General features: G+C 43.3%; 15 protein-coding genes and 1 pseudogene. 12 read left to right on the top strand and 4 right to left on the bottom strand.

Annotated elements, in window-relative coordinates; all coding sequences use genetic code 11:
* The first annotated feature begins 571 nt into the window (after positions 1 to 571).
* The 3 genes from ACFVSH_RS15115 to ACFVSH_RS15125 all read left to right on the top strand — a co-directional run bounded on the left by ACFVSH_RS15115 (position 572) and on the right by ACFVSH_RS15125 (position 4271).
* Positions 572 to 1438 carry an ATP-binding protein gene (locus ACFVSH_RS15115; protein WP_387706652.1) on the top strand — a complete coding sequence of 289 codons (867 nt, stop codon included), beginning with the start codon at positions 572 to 574 and terminating at the stop codon, positions 1436 to 1438.
* A 15-nt stretch (positions 1439 to 1453) separates the two neighbouring features.
* Complete coding sequence (locus ACFVSH_RS15120) at positions 1454 to 3370, top strand: vWA domain-containing protein (protein ID WP_387706654.1); 1917 nt, start codon at positions 1454 to 1456, stop codon at positions 3368 to 3370.
* A 205-nt stretch (positions 3371 to 3575) separates the two neighbouring features.
* Positions 3576 to 4271 carry a hypothetical protein gene (locus ACFVSH_RS15125; protein ID WP_387706669.1) on the top strand — a complete coding sequence of 232 codons (696 nt, stop codon included), beginning with the start codon at positions 3576 to 3578 and terminating at the stop codon, positions 4269 to 4271.
* A gap of 49 nt (positions 4272 to 4320) precedes the next feature.
* Here ACFVSH_RS15125 and ACFVSH_RS15130 read toward each other — a convergent pair whose 3' ends face one another.
* The gene (locus tag ACFVSH_RS15130; protein WP_061465287.1) at positions 4321 to 4440 is read right to left on the bottom strand and encodes a DUF4023 family protein; all 120 of its coding nucleotides are present in this window, start codon (positions 4438 to 4440) and stop codon (positions 4321 to 4323) included.
* A gap of 366 nt (positions 4441 to 4806) precedes the next feature.
* Here ACFVSH_RS15130 and ACFVSH_RS15135 point away from each other — a divergent pair, with 366 nt between their 5' ends.
* The 6 genes and pseudogenes from ACFVSH_RS15135 to eutC all read left to right on the top strand — a co-directional run.
* A complete protein-coding gene (locus ACFVSH_RS15135) occupies positions 4807 to 6183 on the top strand; it encodes a sensor histidine kinase (protein ID WP_387706656.1) in 1377 nt (458 codons plus the stop codon).
* A 9-nt stretch (positions 6184 to 6192) separates the two neighbouring features.
* The gene (locus tag ACFVSH_RS15140) at positions 6193 to 6777 is read left to right on the top strand and encodes an ANTAR domain-containing response regulator (protein WP_387706658.1); all 585 of its coding nucleotides are present in this window, start codon (positions 6193 to 6195) and stop codon (positions 6775 to 6777) included.
* A 149-nt stretch (positions 6778 to 6926) separates the two neighbouring features.
* Positions 6927 to 8198: an ethanolamine utilization protein EutH gene (eutH, locus tag ACFVSH_RS15145; protein WP_387706660.1), complete on the top strand. Its 1272-nt coding sequence runs from the start codon at positions 6927 to 6929 to the stop codon at positions 8196 to 8198.
* 18 nt (positions 8199 to 8216) lie between these two features.
* A complete protein-coding gene (locus ACFVSH_RS15150; protein WP_387706662.1) occupies positions 8217 to 9623 on the top strand; it encodes an ethanolamine ammonia-lyase reactivating factor EutA in 1407 nt (468 codons plus the stop codon).
* Positions 9624 to 9641: 18 nt separating this feature from the next.
* Positions 9642 to 11006, top strand: a complete 1365-nt coding sequence (locus ACFVSH_RS15155) for an ethanolamine ammonia-lyase subunit EutB (RefSeq protein ID WP_387706664.1) — start codon at positions 9642 to 9644, stop codon at positions 11004 to 11006.
* 32 nt (positions 11007 to 11038) lie between these two features.
* A pseudogene (eutC, locus tag ACFVSH_RS15160) lies at positions 11039 to 11764 on the top strand (ethanolamine ammonia-lyase subunit EutC); the annotation flags it as partial.
* 393 nt (positions 11765 to 12157) lie between these two features.
* Here the strand turns inward: eutC and ACFVSH_RS15165 are convergent.
* Positions 12158 to 12883: a DUF4261 domain-containing protein gene (locus tag ACFVSH_RS15165; protein WP_387706666.1), complete on the bottom strand. Its 726-nt coding sequence runs from the start codon at positions 12881 to 12883 to the stop codon at positions 12158 to 12160.
* Positions 12884 to 13143: 260 nt separating this feature from the next.
* Here ACFVSH_RS15165 and ACFVSH_RS15170 point away from each other — a divergent pair, with 260 nt between their 5' ends.
* Positions 13144 to 13863, top strand: a complete 720-nt coding sequence (locus ACFVSH_RS15170; RefSeq protein WP_053536610.1) for a YebC/PmpR family DNA-binding transcriptional regulator — start codon at positions 13144 to 13146, stop codon at positions 13861 to 13863.
* Between the two features lie 100 nt (positions 13864 to 13963).
* Here the strand turns inward: ACFVSH_RS15170 and ACFVSH_RS15175 are convergent, their stop codons facing one another.
* Positions 13964 to 15370, bottom strand: a complete 1407-nt coding sequence (locus ACFVSH_RS15175; RefSeq protein ID WP_387603024.1) for a polysaccharide deacetylase family protein — start codon at positions 15368 to 15370, stop codon at positions 13964 to 13966.
* 185 nt (positions 15371 to 15555) lie between these two features.
* On the opposite strand from ACFVSH_RS15175, the gene ACFVSH_RS15180 reads away from it, so the two are divergent.
* Together ACFVSH_RS15180 and rsiV are read left to right on the top strand one after the other, a co-directional pair.
* Positions 15556 to 16071, top strand: coding sequence for an RNA polymerase sigma factor SigV (locus tag ACFVSH_RS15180; protein WP_192206783.1), 516 nt, complete (start codon positions 15556 to 15558; stop codon positions 16069 to 16071).
* Positions 16056 to 16925 (top strand): anti-sigma-V factor RsiV, encoded by an 870-nt coding sequence (rsiV, locus tag ACFVSH_RS15185; protein WP_387603018.1) that lies wholly within the window; start codon positions 16056 to 16058, stop codon positions 16923 to 16925. The genes ACFVSH_RS15180 and rsiV overlap by 16 nt, the downstream gene beginning before the upstream one ends.
* Before the next feature lie 88 nt (positions 16926 to 17013).
* Here the strand turns inward: rsiV and ACFVSH_RS15190 are convergent, their stop codons facing one another.
* Entirely contained in the window at positions 17014 to 17238 is a 225-nt protein-coding gene (locus ACFVSH_RS15190; RefSeq protein ID WP_192206781.1) for a hypothetical protein, read from the bottom strand.
* Positions 17239 to 17489 lie beyond the last annotated feature (251 nt).

The raw sequence follows: 17489 nt of genomic DNA on the forward strand, positions 1-17489 counted from the left end.
TTATCAATCAATACCATCCACTATATAGTGTAGGGGTGGGATGGGTGATTCCTGCCATCATCGGCGGTGTATTGGGCTATATGGTATACCTTATGAAAGGTGACCCTAAGGAAGCCTATTAAGGGATATCAGAATGAACTTCGAATAACGTTGCCTCCAGGCACTCGCTTTCCGCGGGCGGTCCGGGAGCCTCCTCGGCGCTCATTGCGCCTGTGGGATCTCCTTTGGACGCGCTTTTCTAAGCAGGAGTCTCGAACACCCGCTCCAATCAACTGGATTGTTTTTTTTATTATTTTATAACCCTTATTGGATTGTAGAAATTTGCGACACTCCTGCCGAATAACTGGCTAGCCGAGACCCCGCAGGCGCTTGCGGCGAGGAAGCTTGACGGAAAGGGAGCGGATTTATGAAATCAACTGGAACGTCTTTTAAATAAAGAACTGCAGGCAAACTAGCTTTTCCTCTAGTTTGCCTGCAGTCTGGGAGCTGTCTTGATGACAGCTCCTTTTCTTAGTGTTTGTTTTTAATGGGAAAGAGCCTTAAAATGTTCAGAAAGGGGTGTAGGAACACAATGATCAATCGATTACCAATAGAAATCGCAAATATATTACAAGTAAGCAAAAAAAATCCTGTTCAATTCGAGGAATTGATCAGGAGCGGCGGATATCTGCCTCCCGAGATGGAGTTGATGGTGGATGCCATCACGGCCTTAAGCATGGGGAAGAATATCCTTTTGAAGGGTCCGACAGGGGCTGGAAAGACAAAGTTTGCCGAGACATTATCGAATTTATTCAACCAGCCGATGTTCAGTGTCAACTGCTCAGTCGACTTGGATGCCGAAAGTTTATTGGGCTTTAAGACGTTGGCTTACAAAGAGGAAAAACAGGTGATAGAATTCGTTCCTGGACCTGTGACCAATTCAATGAATTACGGTCATTTCCTATATATAGATGAAATCAACATGGCAAAACCGGAAACACTGCCGCTTATCAATGGTGTGCTTGATTACAGAAGGACGATAACGAATCCGTTCACGAATGAAGTCATAACCGCAAAAGATGGCTTTAATGTAATTGCTGCAATCAACGAAGGGTATGTCGGTACAGTGCCGCTGAATGAAGCGCTAAAAAATAGATTTGTCGTAATTGAAGTTCCTTATATCGAAGGGGAGCAGTTAAAGCAATTGATAGAAACCAATACAAAGTTGAAGGACCCAAAAAGCATTGAACTGTTCGTTAAACTGTCGAGTGATTTGATAAATGCCGTGAATCAAGGGAAGGTGGCTGAAGATGCGGCGTCGATCAGGGCTTTGCTTGATGCTTGCGATCTGAGTGTGTTGATCCCGCCGAAACGGGCGATTCTTCGTTCCATAGTGGATAAGTTGGACGAGGAACGGGAGCGTGAGTTTGTGAAGAACTTGGCTGACACATTATTCTAACTAGGAGAATGCCACATGAAGTATATCCGTTTCAATGATTCAATAATAGATACGGCTCTTTTTTTACAGCTGCAGGATCTCTCGACTGTTTTATCCGGCATTCCTGAGCTGGAATTCGAATACAATTATGGCTCCTTCATTGATTTGATCGAGAATAAGGTAACAGCCAGCCATTTTTGGGAAAATGGCAATAAGGAAGTGAAAGAAGCGGGACTGAAAACGGACGTGCTCCTTAGGACGATAGGTACGCTGCATCATTCAACAATCCAGAGCATGAAGGAGTACCAGGATATCATCGGGGAAAGTTCGCTTCCGAAGTTTGCGGCCCAATTATTCGCTTTACTGGAAGACTTGCGATTGGAAGAATTGGTGAAGAAGGAAAGGCCAGGCACGAAAAAATGGTTTTCGGTAAGAGGGGCGTACCTTAAACAATATTTCGAAAGCCAATTGACGACGAATGTCACAAGAAGTTTTGCACTGGATGAATTATACTGCCTCATCTATTTACTGCTTCAATCTGACAGACCTGACCCGATTTTCCCAAGAGCCAATGTAAGGCAGCTGGAAGAATTGGAGAAACTCAAACCGTTCATCCATTCTGTCTTTGAGGCCACTAAAACGGGTGATATCACGAGGATTTGCGAGCAAATCGTTTTCCGTGTGAACGAGGAATACGAGGATACGATGAATGAATATTTCATCTTTCCCATTGCAAATGTGGAAAAGTATAAGGCAAATACCTTATTTGATGAACTGACTAGAAATGATGAACTGTTGAATGATGATACAGAAGATGCTGACGAAGAAAAAAGTGAGTTCATTGATGAAAAATTCTCGACATGGCACCGGGAGAATAAGAACGGCGAGAGTAATTCGACTTTTCTTCAATTTGAATTGGAGCAGGGAACGAAAACAAGTCTGATGGGCGGAGGGGCACGGGAAGCGGAAGATGCCGACCAAGCACTGGCTTCCATCCAGGGTTCATCAGGGGAAAGTAAACAAAAGGAATACAATCAGCAGGAAACGCTGGAGAAGAAACAAACGAATATGGGCAAAAGTGGTGAACATCCATTTGGTGAAGAAAACAAAGACGTCGTTCAGGTAATCAAGGAAGCCAAAATGCCAACACTTACGGAAGAGAAACGCTACCGTGAATTTGTTGCGGATATCGAACCGTTCAAGAGAAAACTCTCCAGTACAATTGAAAAGACACTGGAAAATAAAAAGAACGCACCAAGAAAAGATTTGGTTTTTGGCCGCTTATCGAAGAAATTACTGCCGCTTGTTTTTGAAGAAAATCCTCGGGTCTTTTATAAAAAGAACCAGGATTCAAATGAAATGGATGCCGTATTCACATTGCTGATCGATTGCTCCGCTTCCATGCATAACAAAATGGATGAAACGAAACGAGGGGTCGTCCTGTTTCATGAAGTACTGAAAAAATTAAAGATCCCCCACTCGATCGTTGGATTTTGGGAAGATGCAAATGAAGTGAGAGAAGGATATCAGCCGAACTACTTCCATGTGATCCAGTCCCATTCCGATTCTCTTTATCTAAACTCAGGAGCTAAAATTATGCAGCTTGAACCAGAGGAAGACAACAGGGACGGATACAGTATCAGGGTCGCTACAATGGAATTGGAAAAAAGGCGTGAAAAAAACCGGTTCTTGCTCGTGTTTTCCGATGGTGAGCCGGCAGCAAGCGATTATGATCAAAATGGCATTGTCGATACACATCTTGCTGTTTCGGAAGCCAGGAAAAAGGGCATAGAAGTCATTGGCCTGTTTTTAGCGGATGGAGGCATCGAGGAAAGTGAAGAATTGACGATGAAAAACATCTATGGCAAAGAGCGCCTAATGATTCCGAGTGTAGCTGAATTGCCAGAGCAATTTACACCGCTGTTAAAAAAACTGCTGCTGAAGACCATATGAGAAGCGAAGTTCCCCCGCTGGTCATTTAAAACGGGCCATGCATTTGATTAGAATATAAGTGAAAAACGCAGTAGGATTCAATGGATCTTACTGCGTTTTTTTATTATCAGTAAGCGGATAGATGGATGGAAACTCGAAAAGGACAACGAATGCGATTCTTTTGTCGGGATTGGGGTAAACCATAGATGAGGAAGTGATCATTTTGATGAATTTAATTTTTATGTTGCTTTATTTTATAATCATTGTTCTTGTTATTGAAATATCGGTTACCTTGATGAAATTGACTGGATTAAAAAGCACAGTGGCCAGATTTCAGGTTATCTCCATGCTGACAGGGACTGGTTTTACAACTGACGAGTCAAAATCCATCATTGATCATCCCATTCGAAGGAAAATAAGCATGTTCTTAATTTTATTTGGTGCTTTCTCACTTGCTGTCATCATTTCATCGATCAGTACATTGCTTACAGATGATCTGCGCTTGATGGAGTTAAGCATCATTATAGGGATACTGATGGTTCTGGCCGTATTAGTGAAAGCTCCATTCCTGAATCATAGATTATCGAATAAGATGGAAAGTGCAATGTACAATCATTATGAATTATGGGAACACCCGATAGAGGAGGTCCTATTTTTAGAGGATGAAGACGTGGTCATGGAGATCGATATTTATGAGGACTCCGAATTCATAGATGTCAAAGCGTTGGACGTCATATCACATGGAGCCGACATCAATATCTTATTTATTGAAAGCGGAGAAGTGAAAATCAGGAAAGAGTTATATGAGTATAAAATCAAATTAGGCGATAACCTCTTTTTATATGGAAATAAAAAAGAGATAGAAGACACATTCTCAAAAGAAATCGAAGAGATGAAGAAGAAGAAAAGTGCATCGGCGTGAAAAAGATCCCAGCCCTTATGTTAAGGCTGGGATCTTTTGAAGATGGGCATTAATGTTTTTTATTCGGTAATTTCTGAGCGGGATTCCCATTGCCTTGACGGCGGAAATTGCCTTCTTCCTTTTTCTGCTGCTCTTGAATGCTTTCAACGAATTCCTTTGAACTTTTCATGGAATGTACCTCCTCGATATTTTCTTCTTTACTATAACCAGAAGAGGTGAAATTCATGAGTCATGCATGGGATCTGACTACATTAACGGGGATAAAAGACTAAATGATGTATCCATTACACGACCACTAGCCTTGCACCACCCGAAACTCTTCGAAGTCCTTCATTATATCCTTCGAAAATTTCCGTTAAGTTTAACCCGGAAATTACAACAACGGATCCCTTTATAAAAAATATCCCTTTAAATATCACCTTTTAATGTTAGAATACATTACATTAGAATATTTGGAATATTGACAAAAATAAGGAGGGTATCTATAATTATCAATAATAATATCCATGAATAAACATTTATTGGGGTTTTGCCTATGGAACGGACAATGACTGTCCGAGAATTATGTGAGGTGCATACTCATTTACTGGACAAGGATATTCAGATTCTTGAAAACCTATCAACGAATTTATCGTTGATAGCCAATTTGAATAAAGCGAATGTGTTTATCGATTGTCCGGTGCTTGAAGGGAAGCATGCCATTGTCGTGGCAGAGGCATGCGGACATTCCGTGAAATCGGTTTATGATCATCCGGTTGTCGGGAAATTCGCCTATGAGGCTTTTGAACCGGCAGTATTTTATGTATTGCGCACCGGAAAGGACATGTTCGTGAATCGGGCATTGACTCAAGAGGGAGCGATGGTCCAGCAAAGTGTCGTTCCGATCAAGGGGGAATGCAATCGGGTCATCGCCGTTTTGATCATGGAAAAGGTGATTCATGAAGAACCTGAAACTTCAAAACAGTTTGATAGGCAAGATCAACAAAATTCCTTGGTTCCTGAATTTATCGAGGAGTCCATTTTCCTTATTAATAATCAAAACCGACTTGTCTATACGAATCCTGCTGCCATTAATCTAGTATCGGATATATGTATGACGGACTGTGCTTTAGGTGAATCCATTTTCGATTATTTTCCTGGTCTTGCCGATGTTCTTGCTTCAAAAGAGGACATTTTGATGAAGGAAATGAACATTGGTAGAAAGATTTTCCAAATAAAGAAATTCCATTTGGGCAACAAGAATTCCGATGAAACGTTCATCATCATCCGGGACCTGACAGAACTGCGGGATAAAGAGAGAGAGCTGATTAGCAAGTCAGTGGCCATTCGTGAAATTCATCATAGGGTGAAGAACAATTTGCAGACAGTCGCCAGTTTGCTTCGGCTGCAAATGAGGATGGGAGCCCCTGAAGAAAGCAAGCCACATTTATTGGTCAGTTTGAATCGGGTGTTAAGCATATCGTCTGTTTATGAAATCATTCTGGCAAGCAGTCAGGTCGATCATGTGGACCTGCTTGAGCTTATTAGGAAAATTGGCGATATGATCGTTCATGCGGAGGGTCATGCCCGTCAAAGCCTGAGCATTGAATATAGTGGTGGTGAGCTGCATTCCATTGATTCCGACATTGGCATTTCTGTCGCGCTGGTTGTGAATGAGCTCATTCATAATTGTGTAAAGCATGCTTTCAAGGAAGGGACGGAAGGGAAGATTACCGTATGCTTTCAAAAGGATGGTCCTGAATTGGAAATTCAAGTAAAAGATGATGGCATCGGATATTCACCGGCAGTGAAACCAACTTTAGGGCTGGATATCATCCGCATGACGGTGGAAAATGATTTGGATGGGGAGTTTTCGATTCATCGGATTAAAGAAGGTACCCTGGCTTCTGTAAGATTTCCATACAAGAGGTAGGTGGGAGATGTGGTCAAGAGGATTTTGGTCGTGGAGGATGAATCGATTGTTCTTCTTGATATAACGATCATGCTCAAGGATGCAGGCTTCGATGTGGTAGGACATGCCCGTGACGGCGAGAAGGCGATTGAATTGGCACATGCACTACAGCCGGATCTCGTTTTGATGGATATCAAAATGCCAAAAATGAATGGGCTTAAGGCTAGCGATGTGATATCCAATACCTTTCAGATTCCGGTCCTGCTTTTAACTGCATTCAGCCAGCGTGAATATATCGACGAGGCGAAGCGTGCGAATATCGTCGGATATCTTGTAAAGCCAATTACGGAGGCGAATCTGATTCCGGCAGTGGAGATAGCTTTGCAGCAAGCAGCCAATACGAAGAAGCATCAGGAACGAAACGCCCAATTGGATGAAACGCTCACAAATCGTAAAGTCATTGAAAAGGCAAAGGGAATTATCATGAAAAGGAAGAATGTAACGGAAGAACTCGCCTACAATAAGCTGAGAAGGCTAAGTATGGATAAGCAGCTTTCCATGGAGACGGTGGCACGTCGAATCATTGCAAATGATCAAAAACAAGTAAACAAGTAAATAGATGAAGCAATGGCGCTTTGATGGACCAAATTGGTTAGGCAGGCATTTCTGCCGAGAAACCTAGTTTGGGCTATAAGAGGCGTCTTTTTTATACCCTTTTTTTAAGACGATAGGCCAAATCAAATCGGAATTCAGGGGGAATATGTATGGAGATGGTTGGTAAATTCGTAATTTATATCATTATGGTGTGTGCCGTTGTCGGTGCCATTGCATCGATTAAAGACAGTGAGCAAGGCTTGGGCAAACAGTTCATGGAAGGGTTGCATACCGTTGGCCATATTTTTATCCCGGCAGCTGGGATCATGGCCTCGATCCCTTATTTATCATGGTTCATCGATACAGTTTGCGGTCCGATTTTCGCTGCGATCGGTGCAGATCCCGCCCTCGCCGCAACAACGATTTTGGCAACTGATATGGGGGGATACCAATTGGCGGCCGAGCTGCAGGAATCCTATGAAGGCTGGATCATGGCGATGATTGTCGGATTCATGTCTGGGGCAACGATTGTATTCTCGATTCCAATGGGGCTTGCGATGCTGGAGAAGCGCGATCATAAATATATGGCACTTGGTGTCATGTCAGGAATCCTGACGATTCCGATTGGCGCTTTTATCTCAAGCGTGCTGGTGGTGGCAACGAATTCGAAAGTCCGTGAAGTGATTTCCACGAATGCGGATTCTACATATGAATTCGCGTTGAGCTATTTGAAAATTGCCCTGAATCTTTCCCCTCTTCTTATTTTTGTGGTCTTGCTCGCGTTAGGTCTTTATTTCCTGCCGGATTTGATGATCAAAGGTTTCATGTGGTTTGGAAAAATATTGGATGCTGCGATCAAACTTGTACTCGTGTTTTCGATTGTGGAAATTTTCACCGGACTGTTTTCCAATGTACTTGGTGCTTGGGGGTTCCATCCGATCATGGCCGATAAGGCAGACCAGTTCCGTGCCCTGGAAACGGCGGGGTATATCGGGATAATGCTGGCAGGTGCTTTTCCAATGATTTACCTCATTCAAAAATACGCAGGCAAGCCGCTTGAAGCGATGGGCGGAAAAATCGGGCTGAGCAAAGCGGGGAGTGCAGGGATATTAGCCACGGTAGCCAATATATTGGCGATGTTCAAACTTGTTAAAGAAATGCCGCCAAAGGATAAGGTCATAAACATTTCCTTCGCTGTGTGTGCGGCCTTCCTATTAGGGGATCATTTATCCTTCACTGCAAACTTTCAGCCCTCCTTGATATTGCCGATCATTGTCGGCAAGCTATCTGCCGGAGCGATTGGAATCGGTCTTGCATACTGGCTGTCCGTTCCGAAAGCTTTGGAATTGGAAGAAAAGGATCGTGAAGCAGGAGTTATCGGCGTAAATGAATATAAAACGAAAAACGAGGAAGAAAACAGCAATGAAATCCAAGTGGTGTAAAACTGGGGTGTGATTTTAATGAATGAACAGGCGGAACGAATCATCAGTGCAGGAATTGATATTGGCACCAGTACGACGAAACTTGTCATCAGCGAGCTTTCGCTTAGGAATGTGGCGGGTGGCGGACAGGTGCCAAAAATCGAAATTACCGATAAGAAAATTCTGTATCGAAGTCCCATTTTCAGGACCCCGCTTTTATCCGATACGGTAATCGATATACCTGCTGTTCAAAGAATAGTGGAAAGTGAATACCATCAAGCCGGGATCACGATCGATAACATACAAACAGGGGCTGTCATCATTACAGGGGAAACGGCAACGAAACAAAATGCAGAAGAAATGGTTTACCGGTTATCTGAAGCGGCGGGGGAATTCCTTGTAGCGGCAGCCGGACCGGACTTGGAGGGAATCATTGCCGCCAAGGGATCGGGTGCTCATCAACATTCCATAAAGACAAGAAAGACTGTAGCGAACATAGACATTGGCGGGGGAACGGCGAATATTGCCGTATACCGTTCCGGGATGCTTTGCGGAACTTGCACACTGCATATAGGAGGGCGTTTGGTGGAGTGGGAGGGAGCGAAGGTGAAGGTTGCCCCTTCGATAGGGAAATGGCTGAAATCAAAGGGGCACTCTCCTATGAATGGTGATGGGACAATCATCACAAATGAAATGGCGAAGGTGCTTTCGAGGTTTTTGGCTGGTTCATTCACAAAAGAAGATGAACTTCTTTTAGTGGGGAAGGAGCCATCATGGACAGGACGAATTGATGTGTTGATGTTCTCGGGAGGTGTCAGTGATTGCATCTATCATCAAGAACGGGAGGACAAAAGCTTCCGGGATATCGGTATGATGCTTGCCGCCTCTATTAAGGAAAATGAAGAATTGGCTGCATGGGAATGGGAAAAGCCTATTGAAACGGTTCGGGCGACTGTTCTTGGAGCTGGCGCACATACGACTGAAATAAGCGGTGCGACCATCGAGGTGAATGATTCTCATCTGCCCGTTCGCAATATCCCGGTCTATCGGATCGATTTTCATGATGGGATTGATGATGTAACCGCGACAATGGCACAAGCTGTTCAGGATGCGCTCACGATATACGACGCTTTAAAGGAGGGCCTGAATTTTGCCTTTTATTTAACGAATTTACCCTATCAATCATTTCGGGACATTCACCAGCTCGCAGTCGCTTTTACCGAAGCTTTGATGCAAAAACCGAATCGGCAGCAGCCTCTGATCATTGTCATGGATAGTGATTATGGGAAGGCACTTGGTCAAACCATTCTAGCGAACCAACCGGATCTGCCGGTCATCTGCATTGATCAGACAGAAGTCGAACATGGTGATTATTTAGATATAGGAAGGCTGCTGCGGACAGGGGTCGTTCCGGTTGTAGTAAAAACGCTAACCTTTCACAGTTAGGAAAAGGAGGATTATACGATGAAATTATCCACTCAATACTTTGGGGAAATCCATCAATTCAAATCGTTGAAAGAAGTCATGGCCAAAGCGAATGAAGAGAAATCAGGAGATAGGCTTGCGGGAATTGCAGCGGATTCGGTCCAAGAACGGATTGCGGCGAAAGCGGTGCTTAGCGAATTGACTTTGGCGGACATCAGGAATCATCCCCTGCTCTCCCCGGAAGAGGATGAGGTGTCGCGGATCATAGATGGTCTCATCAATGGAACCATCTATCAAACCGTGAAGAATTGGAGCGTTGCCGAGCTGCGTGAATATATATTGAGTGACGAAACGACCGGCGAGGATTTAAAGCGACTAAGCAGGGGTCTGAATAGTGAAATGATTGCTGCGGCGGCCAAATTAATGTCGAACCTCGACCTTATCCATGCAGCCAATAAAATTGAAGTGCTCACCAAGAATAAGAGCACGATCGGATACAAAGGAACGCTTGCTTCGCGCCTTCAGCCTAACCACCCGACCGACAATGTCGATGGCATGCTGGCTTCTTTAAAAGAAGGTCTCTCCTATGGAGTCGGGGATGCACTCATTGGAATCAACCCTGTCGATGATTCGGTCGAAAGCGTAAAGCGGTTGCTTCATGCGACACAGGATGTCATCCAGAAGTGGAACATCCCGACCCAAAATTGTGTGCTTGCACATGTGACCACGCAAATCAAGGCAGTACAGCAGGGGGCGCCTGCCGATATGATTTTTCAAAGCATCGCCGGAACGGAAACGGCCAATCGCTCTTTTGGAATTAACGCACAAATGCTCGAAGAAGCTAATGAGGTCGCGAAGGCTTATGGGACGGGCACTGGCCCGCAGCATCTTTATTTTGAAACGGGGCAAGGCTCCGAGTTATCGGCTGAAGCGCATTTCGGAATCGATCAGGTGACGCTTGAAGCCAGGAACTATGGATTTGCCCGCTATTTTGATCCGTACATTGTCAATACGGTCGTCGGTTTCATCGGACCTGAATATCTATATAACAGTAAGCAGGTCATCCGCGCAGGATTAGAAGATCATTTCATGGGAAAAATGCATGGACTGCCGATGGGTGTGGATATTTGCTATACGAATCATATGAAGGCGGATCAAAATGATATCGAGGACTTGGGTGTACTTTTAACGGCGGCTGGCGTGAATTTCATCATCGCAACTCCGATGGGGGATGACTGCATGTTAAACTACCAGTCTTTGAGTTACCACGATATAGCGACTTTAAGGCAAACGATGGATAAGCGGCCTGCCCCACTATATGAAGCCTGGCTGGAGAAGATGGGAATTATGGAGAATGGAAAATTAACGAAGCGTGCCGGTGATCCAACTATATTTAACCATTAGGAGTGGATGATATGGGAATAAATAATAAGGAAGAATTGGATGCATTGATGGCGAAAACCCCTGCGCGGATAGGGATAGGCAGGTCAGGGACCCGGCCGAAAACGGATTCTTGGCTGAAATTCCGTTTTGACCATGCGGCGGCCGTCGATGCTGTATATGGTGAAGTCAGTGACATTCTTTTGAAACGCTTGGATTTATTCAAGGTGAAAACGAAGGCCGATGATAAGGAAGTCTATTTACGGCGTCCGGATTATGGAAGGAAGCTTTCGGATGAAGCAAAGCGGGTGATAGAAGCCAAATGTATAAAGGCCCCAACGGTTCAAATCATCATTTCCGATGGCTTAAGTGCCAAGGCGATCGAAGAAAATGTGGAGGATGTCTATTTATCTTTCAAACAATCTTTGGCAGTGGCAGGTCTGGATACTGGTACACCTTTTTATATTGAAAAGGGCCGGGTTGCAGTGATGGATGATATCGGTGAAATCCTTGGACCAGAGGTCATTGTCCTGTTGATCGGTGAACGGCCGGGTCTAGTGAGTGCGGAATCATTGAGCGCTTATATTTGCTATAAACCACGTTTGGGCACCATTGAAGCAGAGAGGATGGTCATTTCCAACATCCATAAAGGAGGGATTCCCCCGGTTGAAGCTGGCGCGCATCTTGGCACGGTCATTCAAAAGATCCTCAAATACCAAGCGAGCGGCATGTCCCTTGTGAAGAAGGAACATGAAGAAGAAAAGCGTGAAAAACTAGGTTGAAAAATAAAAATGGAGGAGCGAATTACTCCACACAGTTTTTCGGCAAAAAGGGGTTCGGGATGGTCTCATTCAAGCCGATGATTAAGATTAGGTCGTTGATTTCCTCTCCAGGCACTCGCTTTCCACGGACGGTCCGGAGGGTTTCATCTCGAACCATGATTTTAAAACATGACTAGACTATTATAAATGTTTTTCACTGGATCCCTTATTGGATGGAAGAAATATGCGACACTCCTGCCGAATAGCTGGCTAGCCGAGGAGGCTTGGCAGACAGTCGGCGGAAAGGGAGCGGGTTTCTGAAAACGACTGAAACGCTTTTAAATAAAAAAACTGCAGGCAAACTCGCTTTATGCAAATAATTTGCCTGCAGTCTGGGGGGAGAGAATCCCTCCTCTATTTACTTGTCCCTAAATTCCATAATCCAAACGGGTTGTAGAAGGGGTGGCCTTCTTCATATCTAAAGTCCTGAAGGCCTGTCAAAATAAAGTCGGGTGCATCTTGTTGAATGCTAAAGGTTTCGCCATTCTTAAAGATAGGCCGTTCACCTAAATGGTAATAATTAAATGTGTTTAGCAGGGCAGCCGCCTCTTTCGGACTCATTGTGTTAAGTGTCACGGCATCCGGAAGACCAAAAGCTTTCATTCCGAATGAACAATAATAATCTTCCTCTCCGATGATCGTGACAAAATGGGCATATACCGAGAGAACATCGGGGCTATGATGAAGATGCTGCCAATCTTCCTTTGAATGGGCAATTCCAGACGTTTCTATTTTCACTGCCATTCCGCCTGCCCTTAGGATCGCTGCCCCGGCATCGATCAAATTGATTACAGTTCCGGTATCGGATACATCGGCTATTATATAAACGGTAAAGGTATGGTCATTGATTTCCTCTAATGCATTCTCCGAAAAGGCATCTTTACTGGCGTAGGAAAAGCTCTCTTTCAAAGTGGGTTCATAATCATGGATTTCAGCCTGAAAAGTAATGTTTCTATCGCTGTTATGAAAAACATTCCCGGCTAACAGATACCCTTCGCTTTGGGAAGCGACCGTTTGAATCAATTCTGTCCGGTCCTTCCATTTACCGGGTATCCCGATGATGATTTGGTTGTCCTTCATGGATCATCTCTCCTTTCCGTTCACTTCATACTATACCACTGCTGATGTTTTCCAAAGTAATTCATATAAAATAGCGCAAGAAACCGATAAATGCCAGTGAGGGATGTGCAGGACTTTTTCAAAATTATACAATTGATGTATAATATAATCTAGTAAACGTATAGCCTATCTTCAAAGGAATTCCCCTGGTGGGTTTTCTCATAGGGCCATTTCTTAATAATCTATTCGTATATATCAATGATGAAAGAGAGTGGAATATAATGGGTCGTAAGTGGAATAACATTAAAGAAAAAAAAGCGTCAAAAGATGCTAATACTAGTCGGATTTATGCCAAGTTCGGACGGGAGATATATGTAGTGGCAAAACAAGGTGAACCAGATCCGGAGTCCAACCAGGCACTAAGGGTCGTGCTTGAGCGTGCGAAAACGTACAATGTTCCAAGAGCGATCATTGACCGTGCGATTGAAAAAGCCAAAGGCGGTTCGGAAGAAAACTATGACGAACTTCGTTATGAAGGATTCGGTCCGAATGGTTCAATGGTCATCGTGGATGCATTGACAAACAACGTGAACCGGACGGCATCTGATGTGCGTGCCGCATTTGGGAAAAATGGCGGGAATATGGGTGTCAGCGGATCTGTTGCTTATATGTTCGATGCAACGGCTGTCATCGGGATTGAAGGTAAAACGGCTGATGATGTTCTTGAACTGTTGATGGAAGCGGATGTTGATGTACGTGACATCATTGAAGAAGAAGAAAGTGTCATCGTTTATGCCGAACCTGAACAATTCCATGCTGTACAACAAGCATTCAAGGATGCAGGAATCAGCGATTTTACAGTGGCCGAGCTGACGATGCTTGCACAAAATGATCTAACCCTTCCAGAAGATGCACAAGCACAATTCGAAAAAATGATTGATGCATTGGAAGATTTGGAAGATGTTCAACAGGTTTATCATAATGTAGATCTTGGTGAATGATAAAATGAGCAGACCTTTGCTATATGATCAAAGGTCTGCTTATTTTATTTGAAAGGAAAGAGCCTGTTTGCGAATCACGAAACAGGCTCTTTCCTTTTGATTATTCATTTATGGTGATTCCGGAAAGTTCACGGTCTTTCTGTACCTTTTCCAATTCCGAAATTGTGACCAGTTGATAACCTTGGTCATGCAGTTGTTTGATGATTTTTCCTGCAGCCTGGGCGCTAGTTTGATAGATATCATGCATTAATATGATACTGCCATCTTTGGCTTTGCCCATCACTTTGTTTACGATTTTCTTTTCATTCCGTTCTTTCCAATCTTCGGGATCGACATCCCAAAGTGTGACTTTCATATCCTCCATGTATTCACGCACATTATTGTTAATCGCTCCATATGGGGGACGAACGAGATTTGGCTCAGCACCTGTAGCTTTTTCTACAGCGTCTTGGGTCATTTCGATTTGACTTTTGATTTTGTTCTTGCTTAAGCGCGTCAGCTGCGGATGATCCCATGAATGGTTGCCGATCTCATTTCCTTGCTGCAGCATTTTTTGCAGAACTTCCGGATAGTGCTGTACGCGGCTTCCAAGCACGAAAAACGTCGCGTGTCCATCATACTTGTTCAGGTCTTTAAGAATGGACATGGTATAACTCGGATGCGGCCCGTCATCGAACGTCAAGGCAATGACCTTTTTTGAAGGGTCGATCCATTCATTTTGCACGGGCAGTTTGGCGACGATATGTTTCGGCTGCCATTCTTTTACACGATCCGCATTCAAATCTTGACTTTGATATGAATCTAGCAAACTATCTTTAAAAAGTTCCTTCTTGATGGCTATCGTATGGGTCTTAGTTGAATCATCAGTCTTGACGTAGAATACAAGCGTATTTTTCAAGACTGAAAAAGAATTGAAGTTGGCTGCCTTCAGTTTGTTTTCCTTTTTAATGAGACTGTTTGAAATGCCTTCTTCTTCCTTCTCCGTTAACTCTTCAAAAACAATATCGGATAAAACGGATAAATAATCAGTATCCGTGGCAAAGATGTCTTCTATGGAGAGCTTTTGCTGAGATGGAATATCATAAGTGAAGATCTGGGATCCAGACTGCTTCTTTCCTTCCACTTGCTCATATTTATCGAAGGAAATCGTAATGGTCTGTTTACTGAAATGGAGGATCGTATAAGTGAGGTTTAGCTCGGAGGCTTTTCCGTCGGATGCTTTCCATTTCTTTTCATAATCCTTAATTTCTTTCTTTATGTAGGCTTCTAGCTGCTTGTCGATATTTTCTAAATGCAGAACAGGCCTGCTGGCTGAATACCCGCCTTTCGTATTATCTTTCACATACGTTTGAATATCGGCTTCTGGGTAATTTTTATCAGTTGTATAGGCTGAAACGGTTCTTTTCTTATCAAAAGCAAGGCTTTTGATGGCTAACCCCAACGTTCCCACAGTAGCTGTTAGACAAAATAGAAAAATAAAGACTTTTTTATAATTTAATTTACTCATGATGTACTCCACCTCGATAATCATTCTACTATATAGACGCGCCAAAAGCCTTAAAAGTTTGTAAAAAATTTCATTTTTTTATTTTTATATATTTCCATGTTCATTTCCAAACTTTTAGGGCTGCACGAACGTCTATCTTTTGTACCCAGGATACGTAATTTAAATGTAAGGAGCTCTTTCATGCAATGAAAAATCTAGATATGAATCAATTAATCGCGGCCCGGATAACCGAACGGCAAGAAAATTTGTACAGACTTGCTTTTTATTATGTTAAAAACCAAGAGGATGCGCTTGATATCGTGCAGGAATCAATCAGGAAAGCGCTGGCGTCAAGCAGCAAAATCAAAGACGCTGCTTCTATAGATAGCTGGTTATATAAGATCATCGTCCGAACGGCACTGGATGTTTTGCGGAAGAAAAAGAAACTGACCGTCGCCGATGACGAAACAATAGAATACTTACGCGCAGGTGAGGAAGATCACTATCCTGACCTGGATTTGCAAAAGGCCCTTGAAGGACTTTCGGTCAAGTACAAAACGGTAGTCGTTCTCCGTTTCTTCGAGGACCTGAAGCTGGATGAGATAGCGGAAGTGCTGGAAGAGAACGTAAGCACAATTAAAACGAGATTATATAAAGCGCTGCAATTATTGCGGATCAACATGACTGAACGGGAGGAAACGAAAAGATGGAAAAAAAACTAAAAGATCTGCGGGAAGAATATCTTAAAACACCGATACCAAAGGAATTGAATGATGTCGTTCAAGCGGCCTTGAATGAAAAGCCCAGAAAGAAGCCAAGGGTTGGCAGGAATATCCTCATGTCAGCGGCTGCAGCGCTTCTGATTGTGACAGCTTCCGTAAACATCAGTCCGGCAGCGGCAAAAGCCATGAGTGAAATCCCGATAGTCGATAAGGTCATCAAAGTGATTACCTTCGTCGAATGGAAAGAAGAAGCGAATAATTCCTCGGCAGTAATCAAGACGCCTGCCATATCCGGTCTGGAGAATAAACAGCTCGAAGATAGCTTGAATGAGAAATATTTATCGGAAAGCAAGCAGCTTTATAAGGAATTCACGGACTCCATGTCAAAACTGAAGGAAGGGGAAAAGGGCAATATGTCGGTGGAAAGCGGATATGTGATATTGACGGATAATGAAACGATCTTATCCGTACAGCGTTATACGGATAAGATTGCTGCTTCCAGTTCTACAGAAAGTCAATTTGATACAGTCGACAAGAAAAACGAAGTGCTATTAACGTTAAATAGCTTATTTAAAGATGATCGTTATCTTCAGGTGATTAGTGAGAACATCAAGGAACAGATGAAGCGCCAGATGGCTGAAGATCCGGAAAAGATATATTGGGTCGAAGATGATGATCTTACTGCATTTAAAGGCATTGATGAAAACCAAAACTTTTATATAAATGAAGATGGCAAGCTAGTCATCGCCTTTAACAGCTATGAAGCTGCGCCGGGATATATGGGGGCCGTCGAGTTCGTCATCCCGACAAAGGTGCTGACAGACCTCCTTGTGGGCGATCAATATATCCATTAAAACGGCCTTACTTGTAATTCTTATGATGGGCGGGAGGTTTTTAAAACGGCAAAATACCCATTAAAAAAGACGAACCAACGTTACTTGTTTACAGTAACCTTGGCTCGTCTCTTTTTTGTTCGAATTTCATCTGGTCCAGCTCCAGCCTCATTTTTTCCGTCTCCATAAGAAAGTTTTCATGCTTCAGTTTTTCAAGTTCCAATTCAACTTGCAGCATTTTGTGTTTCGTCTTTGACTGTTTTTCGAAATGGCTTGTCAGTATGGCGATTATAGGGATGGAAAAAATCAGCACAACGGTTATGATCCCGAGCATTATGTGCCTCCTCATTTTTGGTTATATCTATTATACGGTGTATTTAACAGATGAAGTGGTTTTTTTAAAATGTTTCTGTCTATTTTTCCGATTCTCATTGCATGTTCTTGGCAACCAAAGTGATCTGAAACGTAATACCATTGGTGAAGTTAGGGTAATATATCTTTGATGGCAGCTCCCTATTAGACTATAAGGTGTTTCTTCCTGCGAAATGCAGGCTTTGGTATATAGGGAGGCAACCTCTTCTATAG

The organism is Peribacillus sp. NPDC058002, from assembly GCF_042886655.1.
Taxonomy (GTDB): Bacteria; Bacillota; Bacilli; order Bacillales; family DSM-1321; genus Peribacillus; species Peribacillus aracenensis.